Source organism: Companilactobacillus zhongbaensis (assembly GCF_003946515.1).
Taxonomy (GTDB): domain Bacteria; phylum Bacillota; class Bacilli; order Lactobacillales; family Lactobacillaceae; genus Companilactobacillus; species Companilactobacillus zhongbaensis.
The window spans coordinates 40,305-56,204 of the sequence record NZ_RHOM01000009.1; the positions used below are offsets into that span (position 1 = coordinate 40,305).

The following is a 15,900-nucleotide window of genomic DNA, read 5'->3' on the forward strand; positions in this document are numbered from 1 at the left end:
TGAGATGTCCAAGGCGGTCTTCCTTGGATAGCTCAAAGTGGGTCCGCAGCGTTCGCAGAACCGGCAGTGAACCTCCAACCCACGACCTAAAGCAAAAAACGCAAAAACAATTAACACTTTTTGACCCACCATAAGATAAAATAAGTGATATTTTTTAAGCGTGATGAGGATACCCGCCAATCGGGTGTCTAATATGAAAAAAAACTTAACAAAAATCATAATCACAATCATCTCACTAGTTTCACTCATCACACTTTCACAAAAAATCACCACGCAAACGGCCAAAGCTGCAACCACGGCTGATCCAGTATTCTTTGTAGTTGGTTCTTATTCCGACTCCACAACTTGGGACAAAATGTACCAACGTCTCGACCCAACTAACTCGCACCCTATCGTCAAACTTTACGTTGCCGAAAATGGTGCAGTTACACGGACTAATGTCAGAACCACTAACAACAACAAACGTCCTTTCGTCACAGTTTCATTTCAGGACATTCTCTGGAACGACCAAGCAGTTTATACCAATGCTGCTTGTCTCCAAAATGCTATCGAGACATATCGGGCTAAAGATCCTTTCAACAGTGCCGATATCGTTGCTCACTCTAATGGTGGTAATGTTGTAACGAGATACATGGAAACTGACGATTCTGTCAACTTCCACAACTTCATTTCAATCGGAACACCTTACAACATGCGGGCCGAAAATACGCAACCAGCAACTGACATGCTTTTAAGCTTAGTCGCTGGAGCTAGTCGTTTGAATCACAGCATGAACGTCATCAACGTCATTGGATCGGCAATTAGTGATAACAGCACTGACACCGTCGTATCAAGAGACAGTGCCATGGCCGGTGACCATATTTTTTATGGAAATGTTGCATCATTTAGTCGCTTATATTTAACTGGTAACGATGCCGTGCATCCTAACCAAGCTTCAAGCGCACAAGTTGCACAGATTTTATCAAGTCATCTCGACTTGTAGCATCATCGCCAAATTTCAATAAAATATTTAATAATAACAGAAATTTTTACTAATAAAATAAATGTTATTTTTACACACGATGAGATCAACCGTAGTTCATCTCATTGCGCCATCTGAGACAGTCATCTGCAAAAATCTATTTGCAAACATTACCGGATGGGACGGTTCAACATTGTTCAACAAAAACAGATGCACTGTAAAAATCAGACACTTCAGCTCGATTGCAACTGGGTAGCAATTTAGTTGATCGAATAGCACTTATTTTAGAAAAAAAGAAAAGACCTCAATATTCGAAAATATTGAAGTCTTTTTATTTGTTCACAACAGAGCCTTTATTCTGAAAAAGCATCTTTATCGCTTATTTTAAAAAGCGGAAAAATTCTTTTTTGAACGTTATTTCTTAGTCCTATACCGGATTTGTTAATCGCGAGAATAAACGATTCAACCCCCATCCCAGCAATAATAGACAAGATTGGGATCAGCTCGATTCGATAACGTCCTTGAACTTCGATGATCAGTTCTGCCAACGTAAAGCCCAAAATCGTCAAGACTAGTAAAAGAATCATGGGATCATTTTTGCTTTTTAATAAACTGAATGACCCTACCCAAGAGAATACGACAATCAAGAAACTTCCTAGATAACCGAGCAATGCGGCCGTCCAATAGGCTTTTGGTGAATGCCCCTCACCAAATCCAGTAAATGGAATCGACTCAGCATTTCTTGCCCAAAGAATGGCTAATTTATGAATGAATAAACGTCCCCAACCATTGACCTCGTTGAGATGATGGATCTGCTCGGCTAAAACTCGTTTCTCAGTAGCTTTATTAATTTCCTTTGATTCAGATCCGTTCAATGACTTGTTTAGTTCTTCAGAATAAGTCCCATTGGATTCATAATTCAAGCCCGAAATCAGCTTCCATTCGGTATCATTATTCGCTAATCCATAAGGATTCAAGCCTGATGCTCTGACCAAAAATCCGGCAGCAAATATCGTCGAAAAACAAATCGTTACTAGAAGAATATTTTTCCCAATGATCTTCTTGGGACTTTCCTTCAAAATGAACCAAAGCGAGTAACAGATGATCGCAATCAAGATCACCGGACCGATCGGACGAATTATCCAGCCAATGGCCAAAGTCAGGCCGGCTAAACCAAACGACCAGAGCTTGTTGTTCGAGATCAAATAAAATGTCAGCAAATAAAGCATCGAAGCCAAATACTGATTATCTGCCTGACTATTAAGCGCAAACCAATCGATATTGATGGCAAGCAAAATGACTGCAATCCGAGAGATCCTAACATTAGCAAACAATTTATTCGACAAACTATAAGTCAGTAGCAAAATAATTATCTGATACAAGACATTCAGCAACTGCATTGCCAAAATATTTGATCCAAACAGCTTTACTATCGTCATGATATATACCAAGAATCCTGTTTGGTAAGCAAATTTTGCAAAGTAATCATGCGGAGTTTCCATCAACGGCTGTCCCGCCAAAGCACTAGGAGCCTTATCCCAGAAAATCCAAAAATCACTGATCTGCTCAGTCGGTACAATATAGAGCCATTTCAAGGTGATAATAATAAAAATAGCCACTATCCCACTAATAAAAATATTATTCAAAAGCCGACTGTGTGTGGGAATAAACCACACCAAATAAATCAGAAAGAAAGCAATGACCATAAATTCAGCAAAAAGGAAAATCGATTCTCTGAAATCCGTCAGTAAATAATGTTGTAAAAAGAACTTAACGCTCAAAAGGAAAACGAGCGTAGAAAAAATGAAAAAAGTAAATAAAACAAATTGCGATGATAATTTTTGAAGCCTTAAAATAGTAGGTCAATCCCCTCATGGACATTTTTAGTTCATTTGGTATTTCAATCATATTTAGAGCATATCCACTAAATGATTACGATCTACAAACGAAATAAATATTTTTAATTTTTAATGCATTGTTATTTAGAGCGTACAGTTTCAACTCGATGGTCATCAATGTAAGTATTACTGTTTAATTTCCAATAAGCCTTATTGTTGATGCGTACTTTTTTAGCCTTATATATGGCTAATCGTGATTTGTCTGCATCCAAAATAGATAACTTCTGCTTTGATTGAACCATCTTACCCTTACTAATTTTGTAAATCGGTACTGACAGAGATTCTTCAATACTATCCCTAGAAATAACGATATTTTTTTCTGCACCTTCACTTACTACGGCTGTTGCCTGAGATGTGAATATAACAGAAGTAAAAAGCGTTCCTAATGAAACTAATAATAATAGAACCGGTAATACTACTTTTTGATTTCTCATATCTTTCTCCTATAATGAAAGATTATTTTGTCATAACGAAAAAAGTGATCAAGAAATTCCTCATTGAGAAACTTCTCGATCATTTAAAACACGGATACAAATCTAATATCAACTAAAAATAAAGTTATTTTATGCCCCATGCCATCCTGATTCTGACGTATTTGGATTGTTAGGTGCCATCATTTGAGCAGCCGTAGCAATTAGTCTGCCATCTGTTCCATAAGCACTACCATCATATTTAATAACCACTTGAGCGTGTCCATATGCAGGCTCCTTAGGTGTCACAACAAATCCTCCTGATATTGGAGTTGCTGTGTACCCACTTGAAGGATTGCCCTGCATTCCTAAATAATGGGCGTATAGGCTAATAGCATCGTCAGTTGTGTTGACACTTCGATTAGCACTTGAGACGTTATTATTTCCATTTGATGTTTGTGTCTTTTGATTAGTTCCAGTAGAAGTCGCCGAATTAGATGACGTGGCATTATTATTGGTCTTTTGACCAGAAGTTTGTCCACTAGCATTTTGTTGATCACTAGTTTCTTCCTCTGAATTTTCTTTGTCAGCTTCTGACTTCTTCTCATTCTTCTGCTTCTTGTGTGTCTTCTTCTTTGAGGAAACTTCACTCTTGGAATCATTATCCCCAGAAGATTTGCTAGCAGATTTATTGCCTCCACAAGCTGTCAAAGATAATGCTAAAACTGATGCCAATGTAATCAAAATTAATCCTCGAAATTTTTTCATTATTTTCTCCTTTTGTAGTTCATCAATTTTGGGTCATACTGCATGCTAATCAACTTTCTTTCCAAACGTTTGTCGATACAATCTATCAAATACTTCAACAATTGCAGACTTGATTCGGACCACCATTACTATGAAAATAAGTCGAATTTTATCAATAAGGACACAACTAACCATGATACCCAGTACAGCCATGAATCCATACACATTTACCATCAGTAGATCATCCATCTGTGGAAATATAAAATGTTTCCATAGCTGTTTTTTAACAAAAATATTCTCAGTAATTAAATAGACTGCGAATATATTCATTGCAAATCGGTTGATCATACGACTGTAGATTGGCCTTAGATTTACGAATAAAACAAAAAGACCCGCTGCAGATAGTAAAGCAAAAATCCCAGTATATATTCTTATGTATCTATACTTCAAGACAGTAATGTCATAAAAAGAAATACCGTAAATGATTACCACACTACTAAGAAATAATATTAATCCTATACAAGATCTAAGAATTCTTGTCTTGGTGTTGGTCTGAATAAACGTCCTTACATAATAACCAATCATATACGATGTGATAACAATTCCTAAACCAACAGTTTCTGAGGCTACATGATTATTCAGAAGAGGAAAAACACCGCAAGCAATAGAAAGAATAATAATAATGTTTCTCATTTCCGATTCAGATCTATCAACAATGGATTTATTGATATATGGCAGCAACAGCATGAGTAAAATAAATGCAGTTACAAACCAATAATGATTAAACGTTAACGGTAAGACTGACATGGGTACATTAGGAACTTGATTAAACGGCATTAGTGGATCGATCATGTTAGGAAAATTGTTCATTTGCCAACTATTTTGTACTGCTAAAAGCAAAAATAAAATGGCATAGAAATACATTTGAAGATAAATTTTAATAGATTTTTTGTAGGAATCAGTAATTTTAATACTTTTATTTCCTAAATAAAATCCTGTTATCATTACAAATAAATAAACTCCAATATCTCCTAAGGGTAAAAATATCAATGATTCAAATGCTTTGAACCCATCCCCTTTAGCTAACAACTGATCGGCTCTCGGACCCTGAGCCCAAAGGCTAAAATGATGTAAGGTTATCAGTAACATACTAATAATTCTCATCAATTCTATATTGGAATTTCTCTCCAAAATTCTTTTCACTCTATCCTCCCCAAAACCCCATTAAAACCATTAATAAAACTATCCACTAATCCAAAAAATTCTCATCAGTTATTTTAAAATCAGGAATTGTCCTGTTTTGGAACAATCTTTCACTCCTTTTTTTTCGTTCCCCAACCATTTCGGCCAGGTAATCAACCCCCGCTCCAGCAAATATGGATAAAATTGGTAAAAACTCAATTCGATATCGTCCCTGCACCTCAATAATTAACTCAACTAACGCAAATCCCAAAATCGTTAAAGTTAACAGTAGAATCCTGGAATCAATCTTGCTCTTTAGCAATCTAATTGATCCTACCCAGGAAAATATAATTATCGTAAAGCTACCTAGAAATCCTATAATTGTTACTATCCTTAATAAATTTTGAGAATGTATTTTATCAAAGCTAGTAAATTGGAATACATCCGAGCTTCTTGACCAAAGTATCGACATTTTATGGGCAAATAAAGATATCCAACTGTTATTATTGTTTAGATTTTCGATTTGTTCTGTTAAAACCTGTTTCTCTTTGGCCTTATTAGTCTCCCTGGAAGACGATGCATTCAGCATTTCATCTAATTGCTTGGAATACATCCCATTAGAATCATAATTTAAGCCTGCAATAAACTTCCATTCAGTATCCGTATCAGCTAAGCCGTATTGATTCAAACCAGAGGCTTTGATAAGTTCATTTGCAGAAAAGATAGTCATCAAGCAAATCGCTGTCAGAGCAAAAGTTCGAATGATGATTGGTTTAGGTTTGTTATTGAAGATCCACCAAATTGAGTAGCAAATAATGGCAATCAAAATTACTGGGCCAATGGGACGCACTATCCATCCTAAAGACAAAGTTAAACCTGACAAGCAGTATGACCACAATTTATTTATCGTAACTAAATAAAAAGTCAGTAAAAACAGTAATGATGCTAAATATTGATTGTTTACTTGGCTATTGAGTGCAAACCAGTCTAAATCAATAGCCAGTATGATCACTGCGATCCGAGAAAGCTTGATATTATTAAAAAGTTTGTTAGACAAGCAATAAGTGACAATCAAAATCAATCCTTGAACAATCACATTTAATAACTGCATAACAAAAATGTGATGTCCAAACAGTTTAACTATCGTCATGACGTATATCATAAATCCGCTCTGATAAGCATATTTTGCGAAATAATCATTTGGAGAATTAAACAAAGGATTTCCCATTAGAGCACCTGGAGATTTCTTCCAAAACATCTTAAAATCACTAACTTGAATATTCGGCACTACACTGATCCACTTAAAGGCAACCACCATAAAAGCAAGTATGATGGCAACCAGAAAAAGCCTATTTAACAAAGTATCATCAGTGGGAACTCTCCAGGCCACGTATATAGCTAACAATACCAGCAATGAAAATCCACCAGATAAAACAACGGTGACTTTAGAATCAGGAATCAAGTAGTTGTGCATGAAAAAAACCACACTAAAACATTGAAACGATTGTAGTAAAAATAAAAAAACAGAGTAATATCAATCGAGCTGAGATATTTTGCAATTTAGAAATAATTATTCATTCCCTTCAAGGACATTTTTAGTTCTTATCGATATTAGAATCTTCTCAATCTAAAGAAATCTGAAAATAAGTGCAATTTATAATGAATAATTGTTTTAACAACCTAACAATATCAGTGGTATAAGCCAATGCATAGTGCTTTTATCAAATTTAATAATCTAAAAATTGCAGAAATGAAAATCCGATTATATTCGTTCTAATTTAATTTTGTTAATTTATATTTATTATTTATACATAAATGGATTTTTTGCTGTTTCAATTGATTTATTTGAAATATAATATCCACCTTTTCTTTAATTAAAAGTAATTAATACTGTTATCAACATGAAAACATATGAATAATTAGTTGAAAATTTTTTATATAAATTAGAAAATTAATAAGTTAACGTATTCAAAACTAGTCAATTTTGACGATAACAAATTAATTTCACAATCACTCCCGCCAAATCGACCCCAATTCTTGTTTTTCACATTATAAATTTTCAATTAATAAACCTATTAATTTTTATATTTTAAAAATATCATTTATTTTTTCTTAAATTATTGTATAATTGATATAAATTGACAGCGCTCTCAGATTTTTCCGGGAAACGCATCAAGTTTAAAGGGAAAAGGGGATTTTTTATGACATATAAAAAAGCTTTATTATCATCGACTTTTGCCATCGCTATGGCTTTGACAGGAGTTGCTGCTGTTCAAGGTTCAGCTGATGCTGCAACTGTTGACACCGACTCAACATCTTCTGTAGCAACTACTGCTCCAACTGCTGAAGTGGGCGAAACAGCCGAAGTAGGAACAACCGCTGAAGTTGCACCTGTTGGCGAAACTGCTTCAACTGCAAGTACAAGCGAAACTGTTCCTGCAGCAACCTTGACACCAGCTCAAACTACTGATGCTCAAGACGAAAGCAATACTGCCGCTACTGCAGGTACTGCCGCAACAGCTGGTACTGCTGGAACTGCAGCCACTGCCGGTACCGCTGCTACAGCCGGAACTGCAGCTACTTCAGCTAATACTGAAGATCAAACAGCCAACACTCAAGCTACTGCAACAGTTGATCCTGCAACACAAGCTGCCTCAACTAATGCTGGTGACACAACTACAGCCCCTGCTGGAACATCAAATCCAACTTATGATAACGACTCAGTTACTACAGCTATCAAGAATGCCGAAGACATTCCTGTCGTAGCTAACGTTGTCGCTGGAGCAACTGGTTTAGTTAAACCAACTACTAATACCTTAGGTAACGCTGCACACTCACTTCAAAACAAAGTGATCGATGGCGTTGGCCAAATTCCACTAGTTGGTGGCATTGCTTCAACAATTATGAAAATTGCTCAACCATTAGATCTAGTTGATAACGCTCTTGGTGGAGCTTACGGCTTAGTTACTGGAAAGAGTGACTTGATCCCTGATCCAGACAACTCGGATGAAGAAACAACAACACCAGTAGTAAGCAACGCAAACTACACTAACTACCAAATCAACAAAACAGTAACAACTTTGGATAACGCACCTCTTTACGATCAAGTGCAACAATTACAAAGTCGTTCACTAGCACCAAATACTGATTGGTTCACAGACATCATCAGAATCAATAACAACACGGGTCAAACTTACTACCGTGTTTCAACTAACGAATACGTTAACGCAAACGACGTACAAGTAAATTAATTTTTCCAATCCTCCTCAATTCTAAAAATTAACGAATCTCATGCGCTTAAAGAGACCCTGATAAAAAATCGGGGTCTCTTTTTATTATGCGTTCCAGCGGTATTGTTAGCGCTTACTTAAAATGCTATCATATACTTATTCGTAACTTTTCAAGTTATACCAAATGTATATTGTATACAATTAAAAAAATCAGAAAGCAGGTGAAATAATGGATCAAACAAAAATTAGATTCGATAAAAAACGTCTAGCAGATACATTGTTTGACCTGCTTGAAGATGAAGAATTAGATGAGATCTCTGTTGAAGATCTTTGCGAAGCTGCCGATTTGGAATACCATACTTTTTACGTATATTACTCCGATTTAGACGACGTCTTTGAAGAATACAAATGCGAAGTGTACAACGAAGTATCACAAGCCCTATCATTGACCAATAGCGATTTAGGAAACATCTTAGACGTCTTCGACCGAACAATGGCCAACAACTTCAAAGGCTTCTGCCAGTTGTGCCTCTACAAAAAGCACTACGATCTAACCGACAAATTGCAAAGAAAATTATTCACCGAATTAGAAGCCGCCTTATTAGTAAATCAAACATCAGCCAACGATCAACTGGTATTGCAGTATTTGTCTAGTGGACTGATCAATTCATACATCTACTGGTTTGAACATCCACAAAACTTCAACTACCAAGCATTAAGGATTATCAACCGTCAAATCATCCAGTCGAATTTAGCAATGATACGTTAACACCAAGCAGCCATTTTTATGGCTGCTTTTTTGTTTTGTTGGTGGAGATAGTGGTGATAGATTTTGTGGTGGTTCAATGCCGGTTCCGGGGCGGGGCGCTATATGGGATTGGAACGCTGTGGACATCGATTTGAACTACCCAGGAAGTTCGCCTGGGCATTTCAAATACGAGTCTTTCACTAGGCAATAAATTGCCTAGTGAAATCTCACAGCTGAACCCATATAGCGCCCCGCCCCTCCACCTAGATAGAGGTCATAACAACTCTCTGACTTTTTTATATGCTCCACTCAAGTATCTTCAAATCGGCACTACTCTTTTCCTTATTTTTCACATGTCTATCTCAATGCTCTTCAGAATGCCAAAAACCAATAACCAAAATAATTTTGCTCGAAATGATAAGTGTACTTCTCTAACAAAAATCAAAAAGATAGAAACCCAAGTAAAGATCATAGGACCGAAAACAACTAGATACATCGCCCCAAACCGCAGCAATTAAATCCAGAAAAACTAAGTACCGTAACACCCCACCAACAAATGTATTATTAACAACCTTAGGTTCTGCGGGAGGGTGGAGGGAATTCGCCGTCAGCCGCGAAATTTTCGTTTGCACGGCATGGGCCGTGCTTACGAAAAGACCCAGCTTTGAGATGTCCAAGGCGCTCTTCCTTGGATAGCTCAAAGTGGGTCCGCAGCGTTCCACGGCGCAATTCCCGGAACCCTCCCGCAGAACCGGCAGTGAACCACAAACAAAAAAAGACCAGATATAATATCTGATCTCTCTCAATAAATTAATTATTATCCACGAATAATGCGTTTAAAATCTCCGGCATATTGGAGACATACTCGCCTATCGTATGAAAAATACTTTTTATATCAAAATTACCCATAACAAAAACCTCCGTTTACCAATTTTGACCATTGATCGACATAGTAGAAGCTACGTCGTTTGGTGTGTATGAATCAACAGGTACGTTATAAGTTTTGGCAAATGTATTGGAATTCATGATTGAAGTCAATACACGTTTAGCTGATCTTTGTAGGTCACCTAATTCAAGCTTATTGCCACCTACTGGTAAGACTGAAGCTCCGACTTGAATTGGTACTTGTGTTCCACCTGGCATGATCAAATCGTTACCAGCGTGAAGTACGGCGTCTGTATCGGTTAAACTCTTGAGACTGAACCAATCAGTCATGACTCCACCTTTGAAGCCCCACTCGCCACGTAAGATGTTCGTCAATAGATCGTAGTTAGCAGCTAAATAAGTGCCGTTTACTCGATTGTATGATGACATTACGTATTGTGGTTGAGCGTCTTTTACGGCGATTTCAAAGCCTTTGAGATAGATTTCTCTTAAGGCTTGTTCACCGATGACAGAGTTTGTGACGAAACGGTTTGTTTCTTCATTGTTAGCAGCGAAATGTTTGATAGTCGTACCAACTCCAGGGTTGGATTGGACACCTTTTGTTTCAGCTGCAGCCATCGTTCCGGTTACTAGTGGATCTTCAGAATAGTATTCGAAGTTTCTACCATTCAATGGATTACGATGGATGTTCATACCTGGAGCTAACCAAGTATCAATGCCTAGTTCGAGCATTTCTTTTCCAACAGCATTACCAACGCTGTAGACCATCATTGGGTCCCAAGTTTGAGCCATCAAAGTTCCGATTGGCCAAGCTGTAGCGTATTGATAAACTGTCTTACCGTTAACTGAACCAACTGGAGTCAATCTTAAACCAGCAGGACCATCAGAGTTGACTGAAACGGGAACTCCTCGGTCTAATAAAGCTGATGTTGTTTGACCAGCAGCTCCGGGAACGATAGTTGAAGCACCACCAACGATAACAGAATCGTTAGCTCCGCCACCTAAACCGGCCTGATTTTTTAAAGCTTCAAAGCCTTCGGCATTTAAGTCGAGGTTACCATTAACAATCTTACTCAATTGCTTAGTTGAAAGGCTTGCGATGAATTGATCCATCGTGATATTGCCTGTGTAAACATCGAATAAAGAAGCGTTTTGAGCAGCTGGTGCTACTGTTTGAACATTTTGCTTGTATCCGTTGTAAGGTAACATTTGGCTACTGTTTTCGTTCACGATCGTTGTGACCGTATTTTTATCATATGGTGATGCATTATCACCTAAGGCTCCATTCAAACTAGCTGGATCTAAGGTAATAACTGGTGCTGAAGCTACTTCTTGCGCTTGGCCTGCAGGAACAAAAGTATTCCCGTTGCCGTGCAATTGTGTTGGATCAGCGTCAGGCATCATTTCGTTAGCAAGTTGTTCCGTCGTTACCTTGTTAGGTAAGTTCAAAACAGCCGCCACGTGGGTATTTCTTGAACTATTACCGATCCGGATAAGGTAGTTACCTGGATCCATAATATAGCTGGCACTGTTAGTGTCATAACTAGCCATATTATAAAGTGGGAATGACAAGGTCAAAGTTTGACTTTGGCCTGGTGCCAAGTTATCAGTTTTAGCATAAGCAGCTAAGTTTTGGAAAGCTTTATCAACTGTCCCAGCTGGTGCAGAGTAATATTCTTGAACTACTTCACGTCCAGAATAAGTGTCACCAACGTTGGTAACTTGAACTTCACTAATTAAATTGTTGCCATCAACATAAACTTGTTGTGGTTGAATTTGGAAGTTAGTGTATGATTCACCAAAACCGAATTCATACTTTGGTGTCACATTGTAAGTATCAAAATAACGATAACCTACATAGATACCTTCTGAATAAGGTTCAGTCATTGAATTACCATCATTCTCAGCAAAGGTAGCTGAAGATGGATAGTCAGAATAGTTTTGGGCCCAAGTGTCTGCTAATTTACCAGAAGGAGTTACTGCACCACTGATCAAATCAGCTGCAGCAAGGCCTGTATTTTGGCCACCTTGAGAAACTAGCAAAATACTCTTCAAGTTAGGAACCTCATTTAAAAAGTTCATATCGATCGGAGCACCGACATTTAGGAGTAAAACACTGTTGTTGTATAAGTTAGAAATATTTTTGATATTAGCAATTTCATTATCTGACAACAAGTAATCGCCTTGAGCATTTTTGCGGTCCGAGCCTTCACCAGCATTACGTGAAACCACGTAAATACCAACATCAGCAGGAGCTGCAGCGAATTCTTCTTGAGAAATTGCTGGATCAGAATAATTAAAAGTACTCAATAAAACGGCAGTTTTATTGAAAGCTGCTTCTTTTTGATTGTAATCAGCAGCAATATTATTCAACCAATCATTAGATGTGATCGTATAACCAGCATCTTTTAATCCATCCCAAATATTGATTGTTTGACGTGGATTAACATTACCAGAACCAGTTCCACCTTTAACAGTACCGTATGCACCAGCACCAAAAAGGGCAATCGATTGATCAGTCGAGATCGGCAATGAATTATCTTTATTTTGAAGCAAAACCATACCGTCTTCGGCAGCAGAAGTCGACAATTGTGAATTAGCGATTTCTTGAGCATTAGGTTGCCCATCGGAAACAGTATCAGCCTGAGTATTTGCGACGACATTAGTCTCAGGCGTTATTTGCTCTACAGCAGAAGTGTCAGAAACATCAGCTTCAGTTGTATCAGAAACAACGTCCAAACTAGGATCCGTCGTCTTGGAAACTTCATCAGTTGTTGTGGGAGCTTCGACTTCAGTAGTCATTTGCTCCACATCAGCAGCTTTAACAGTATCACTAGAATAACCGATCGTTCCAAAAATGAATGTTGCAATCAAACTAGTCAATACTGAAATGAGTTTCACCTGAGAATGTTTCATTTCCTCACCTCATTATTTTTTGATTAACTAAATTGAACATCTTGTGCACGAACATATTCGTTAGTCGAAACACGGTAATATTGAGCACCTGATTTAGTATTTTGTCTCAAAATATCAGTAAACCAGCTAGTACCGGCACCAAGTGAACGGCTAACAGGTTGTTCCATAACATTGAATAATGGAGCTTGAGCAGAAGTTGTCACAGTTCCATTGATACGAGTGTTTTTATAACCATCTGAAAAATCAGTTTTGGCAGTAGTCTTAGTTGTGTAATCTGAACCCTTAATTGCAGAAGAAACTTTATTTCCAATAGCATTAGGGATCAAATCATTTTGACCAGTAGCAAGGCCATAAACACCACCAAGAGTGTTATCAACCAAATCAAAAGGTTGAGCTAATTTCATCAACAATGATGGAATCTTACCACCAGGCAAAGCACCAACCACGCCAATAGCGGCGTCTTGTAAACCATGAGAAGCCTTACCTACAACATTAGAAGTAGGTTTTACAAAACCAGTAGCTCCGGCATAAACATTTGAAAGTGGTTTAACCTTAGCCAAAGCATCTTCAGCGATTGGAGCAACCACGTCGTTACCAACAAAGTCAGCAGCAGCGTTTTTAGCAGTAGATTTAACTGAAGAAACCACCTTATCCTTAAGACCGGCAGCACCATCTTCAGAATCCACAGTATAATTTGAAACAGAATTTGAAGCATTAGTTGTAGAATCATTTGAAACATTATTTGTAGAATTATTTAAATCATTATCAGAAGTATAAACGATCCCATACTCGCCAGAATCAGCAGAAGAAGCTGCATCAACATCAGCAGAAGAATTATCAGAAGCAGCAGCATTACCAGAAACACCAGCCACCTCAACAGAATCAGAATTCAAATCTTCAGCGGAGGCAGAAGAAACAGCCTCAACACGAGCATTAGAACCAGAGTCAACAGAATCAGCCTCAACAGCCCCATCAGCCAAACCAAATCCGGCCAACAAAGCACCAAGAGCTAAAGATGAAGACAACAAAATTTTCTTAAATGTCATAACGTAAAAATCCCCTTTTAAAATTAAAAAAAGATCCCTTTTGATAAATCAACATGTAAAAAAACCAACATCGGCTCCTCCCAAAAAGCCTCAACCAAAAATACCAACCCATTGATCCTCCCAAAAAGATGAGCCAGCATAAAAAGTCAATATATTAGTGACATCGTTTACACGTCAAAATAATTATACATCACAACATATAAAATATGGGTATAATCTTTAAAATATAAATCATAAACAACTCATAAATTACATCTTTCAACCGATAAAACAAACAAAAAAAGAGCCAACAACCGGCTCTATGACTGAATTCCAGAAAATAACATTACTAAAACCAAAAACGAGATTAACTAAAAATTAAGTAAACAAAATAAGCAAGATATTGCAAAAAAAAAGGAATAAGAGGTCCTTAATATTTTATCCAAAATAGCGACCAGCGAAGCGAAGTCGCCCCCCACCCAAAATAGCAACCGATGAAAAGATGCAGCAAAATAAACAAGATAGGGAGAAAAAAACAAGGATATCAAAAAGAAAAAAAGGAAGGGAAATCCAAAACAAACCAAAACAGTATAAGCAAATAAGAATAAGTACCGTATCCCACCAAAAAAGTTAGATTGGCACCACCCTAGGTCCTGTGGAGGGTGGAGGGAATTCGCCGTCAGCCGCGAAATTTTCGTTTGCACGGCATGGGCCGTGCTTACGAAAAGACCCAGCTTTGAGATGTCCAAGGCGGTCTTCCTTGGATAGCTCAAAGTGGGTCCGCAGCGTTCCACGGCGCAATTCCCGGAACCCTCCACAGGACCGGCAGTGAACCCCCACCCAAAATCACACCACCAACAAAAATCCAGCACAAAAAAATAGCCGAGCAACCTCGACTAAACAAAACAAAAAACAAAAAATCTACCGACGAAAAACCTCATAAAAACTGTCCATATCCTTAAACCCAAGCTTCTCAATAGAACCATCAACATCACGAGTAATACTAGTAAACGATCTCTTAATATTATCAAAACGATACTTAGGATTAATAGCATACATCATATGAACCACAATCACGATAATCAAAGCAATCTTATTAGTATAACTAACCCGGCCATTAATATTCTTAAACCAGAGATACTCCTTAAAATCGCGTGGAGGTAAAGCACTAGTAGACAAAGTAATATCTAACAAATTGGAATTATGGCAACAAATATTACGAACAAAATTAAGACACTCAAGCCAAGAAACTAATTCATCACGGTTACAGTTGAAGTAGTCAGTAAAGTATTCAACATTATCATCTGACATCAACCTGATCAAACTAGAAGTCGTTTCAAAAGTTAACAAATTAGTCATCAACCAAACCGTTGGGAAATTATCTTCATTCAAATTTTCCCGATAATCAAGATCTAACATATTGGAATTGTATGCTTGTCGCAATAAATTCTTTTTAAAATAAAACTGCTTTTCTTCCAATGTATATTTAGAGATCCGATCATTGTCGGCCCAATTAGTAAATTCTAGATAACCAAAGGGACCATATTTTTCACCTAACACATGCGAGATCAAACTATTCATCGAAACTTCGATATCTTCGATTGCATGTAGCAAGTTGATCCGCAAATTCTTATCTTGGTAATAACGTTTAACCACAAAGTCAAACGAAAGTCCGTCATAATCCGGGGTATTATAGCCATCCCGGTAAGCAAACGGATAAGCAAATTGCTTCAAAGTATAATATCCGATTGCTTCAATAGCATTGAGGTTTTTATCACGCATATCCGGATCTAAAGTCATCCCGCGCTCAGCAAATAAATTAAGCTGATCCTCATACGATAGCTGTTTGGGACTACGCACCTTGCACACCTTCATTCTAAAAAATTTTAATATAATCA

11 protein-coding genes are annotated in these 15,900 nt (G+C 37.4%); 3 read left to right on the forward strand and 8 right to left on the reverse strand.

Features of this window, described 5'->3' with window-relative positions:
• Positions 1-193 precede the first annotated feature (193 nt).
• Entirely contained in the window at positions 194-982 is a 789-nt protein-coding gene (locus tag EKM69_RS05790) for an alpha/beta hydrolase (protein WP_164505867.1), read from the forward strand.
• 332 nt (positions 983-1,314) lie between these two features.
• On the opposite strand, the gene EKM69_RS05795 is transcribed toward EKM69_RS05790, so the two are convergent.
• The 5 genes from EKM69_RS05795 to EKM69_RS05815 form a co-directional block, all read right to left on the reverse strand.
• Complete coding sequence (locus tag EKM69_RS05795) at positions 1,315-2,580, reverse strand: hypothetical protein (RefSeq protein ID WP_225423849.1); 1,266 nt, start codon at positions 2,578-2,580, stop codon at positions 1,315-1,317.
• Between the two features lie 359 nt (positions 2,581-2,939).
• Complete coding sequence (locus tag EKM69_RS05800) at positions 2,940-3,293, reverse strand: hypothetical protein (RefSeq protein ID WP_125709067.1); 354 nt, start codon at positions 3,291-3,293, stop codon at positions 2,940-2,942.
• Between the two features lie 129 nt (positions 3,294-3,422).
• Positions 3,423-4,037: a hypothetical protein gene (locus tag EKM69_RS05805; protein ID WP_125709069.1), complete on the reverse strand. Its 615-nt coding sequence runs from the start codon at positions 4,035-4,037 to the stop codon at positions 3,423-3,425.
• Positions 4,038-4,082: 45 nt separating this feature from the next.
• Complete coding sequence (locus EKM69_RS05810) at positions 4,083-5,219, reverse strand: acyltransferase family protein (RefSeq protein ID WP_125709072.1); 1,137 nt, start codon at positions 5,217-5,219, stop codon at positions 4,083-4,085.
• Positions 5,220-5,265: 46 nt separating this feature from the next.
• Positions 5,266-6,672 carry a hypothetical protein gene (locus EKM69_RS05815; RefSeq protein WP_125709074.1) on the reverse strand — a complete coding sequence of 469 codons (1,407 nt, stop codon included), beginning with the start codon at positions 6,670-6,672 and terminating at the stop codon, positions 5,266-5,268.
• Between the two features lie 727 nt (positions 6,673-7,399).
• Here EKM69_RS05815 and EKM69_RS05820 point away from each other — a divergent pair.
• Positions 7,400-8,449, forward strand: coding sequence for a RodZ family helix-turn-helix domain-containing protein (locus EKM69_RS05820; protein ID WP_125709076.1), 1,050 nt, complete (start codon positions 7,400-7,402; stop codon positions 8,447-8,449).
• Positions 8,450-8,657: 208 nt separating this feature from the next.
• Entirely contained in the window at positions 8,658-9,197 is a 540-nt protein-coding gene (locus tag EKM69_RS05825) for a hypothetical protein (RefSeq protein WP_125709078.1), read from the forward strand.
• A gap of 903 nt (positions 9,198-10,100) precedes the next feature.
• Here the strand turns inward: EKM69_RS05825 and EKM69_RS05830 are convergent.
• The 3 genes from EKM69_RS05830 to EKM69_RS05840 form a co-directional block, all read right to left on the reverse strand.
• Positions 10,101-12,977, reverse strand: a complete 2,877-nt coding sequence (locus EKM69_RS05830) for a glycoside hydrolase family 3 protein (RefSeq protein ID WP_125709080.1) — start codon at positions 12,975-12,977, stop codon at positions 10,101-10,103.
• Between the two features lie 23 nt (positions 12,978-13,000).
• Positions 13,001-14,023, reverse strand: coding sequence for a hypothetical protein (locus EKM69_RS05835; protein WP_125709082.1), 1,023 nt, complete (start codon positions 14,021-14,023; stop codon positions 13,001-13,003).
• 900 nt (positions 14,024-14,923) lie between these two features.
• Positions 14,924-15,862: an Abi family protein gene (locus EKM69_RS05840; protein WP_225423850.1), complete on the reverse strand. Its 939-nt coding sequence runs from the start codon at positions 15,860-15,862 to the stop codon at positions 14,924-14,926.
• Positions 15,863-15,900: the final 38 nt, after the last annotated feature.

What these genes read in the sequence shown, in the direction of transcription:
- EKM69_RS05790 (WP_164505867.1), top strand. Translation starts at nt 194, where the DNA reads ATGAAAAAAAACTTAACAAAAATCATAATCACAATCATCTCACTAGTT.
- EKM69_RS05800 (WP_125709067.1), bottom strand. Translation starts at nt 3,293, where the DNA reads ATGAGAAATCAAAAAGTAGTATTACCGGTTCTATTATTATTAGTTTCA.
- EKM69_RS05805 (WP_125709069.1), bottom strand. Translation starts at nt 4,037, where the DNA reads ATGAAAAAATTTCGAGGATTAATTTTGATTACATTGGCATCAGTTTTA.
- EKM69_RS05815 (WP_125709074.1), bottom strand. Translation starts at nt 6,672, where the DNA reads ATGCACAACTACTTGATTCCTGATTCTAAAGTCACCGTTGTTTTATCT.
- EKM69_RS05820 (WP_125709076.1), top strand. Translation starts at nt 7,400, where the DNA reads ATGACATATAAAAAAGCTTTATTATCATCGACTTTTGCCATCGCTATG.
- EKM69_RS05825 (WP_125709078.1), top strand. Translation starts at nt 8,658, where the DNA reads ATGGATCAAACAAAAATTAGATTCGATAAAAAACGTCTAGCAGATACA.
- EKM69_RS05830 (WP_125709080.1), bottom strand. Translation starts at nt 12,977, where the DNA reads ATGAAACATTCTCAGGTGAAACTCATTTCAGTATTGACTAGTTTGATT.
- EKM69_RS05835 (WP_125709082.1), bottom strand. Translation starts at nt 14,023, where the DNA reads ATGACATTTAAGAAAATTTTGTTGTCTTCATCTTTAGCTCTTGGTGCT.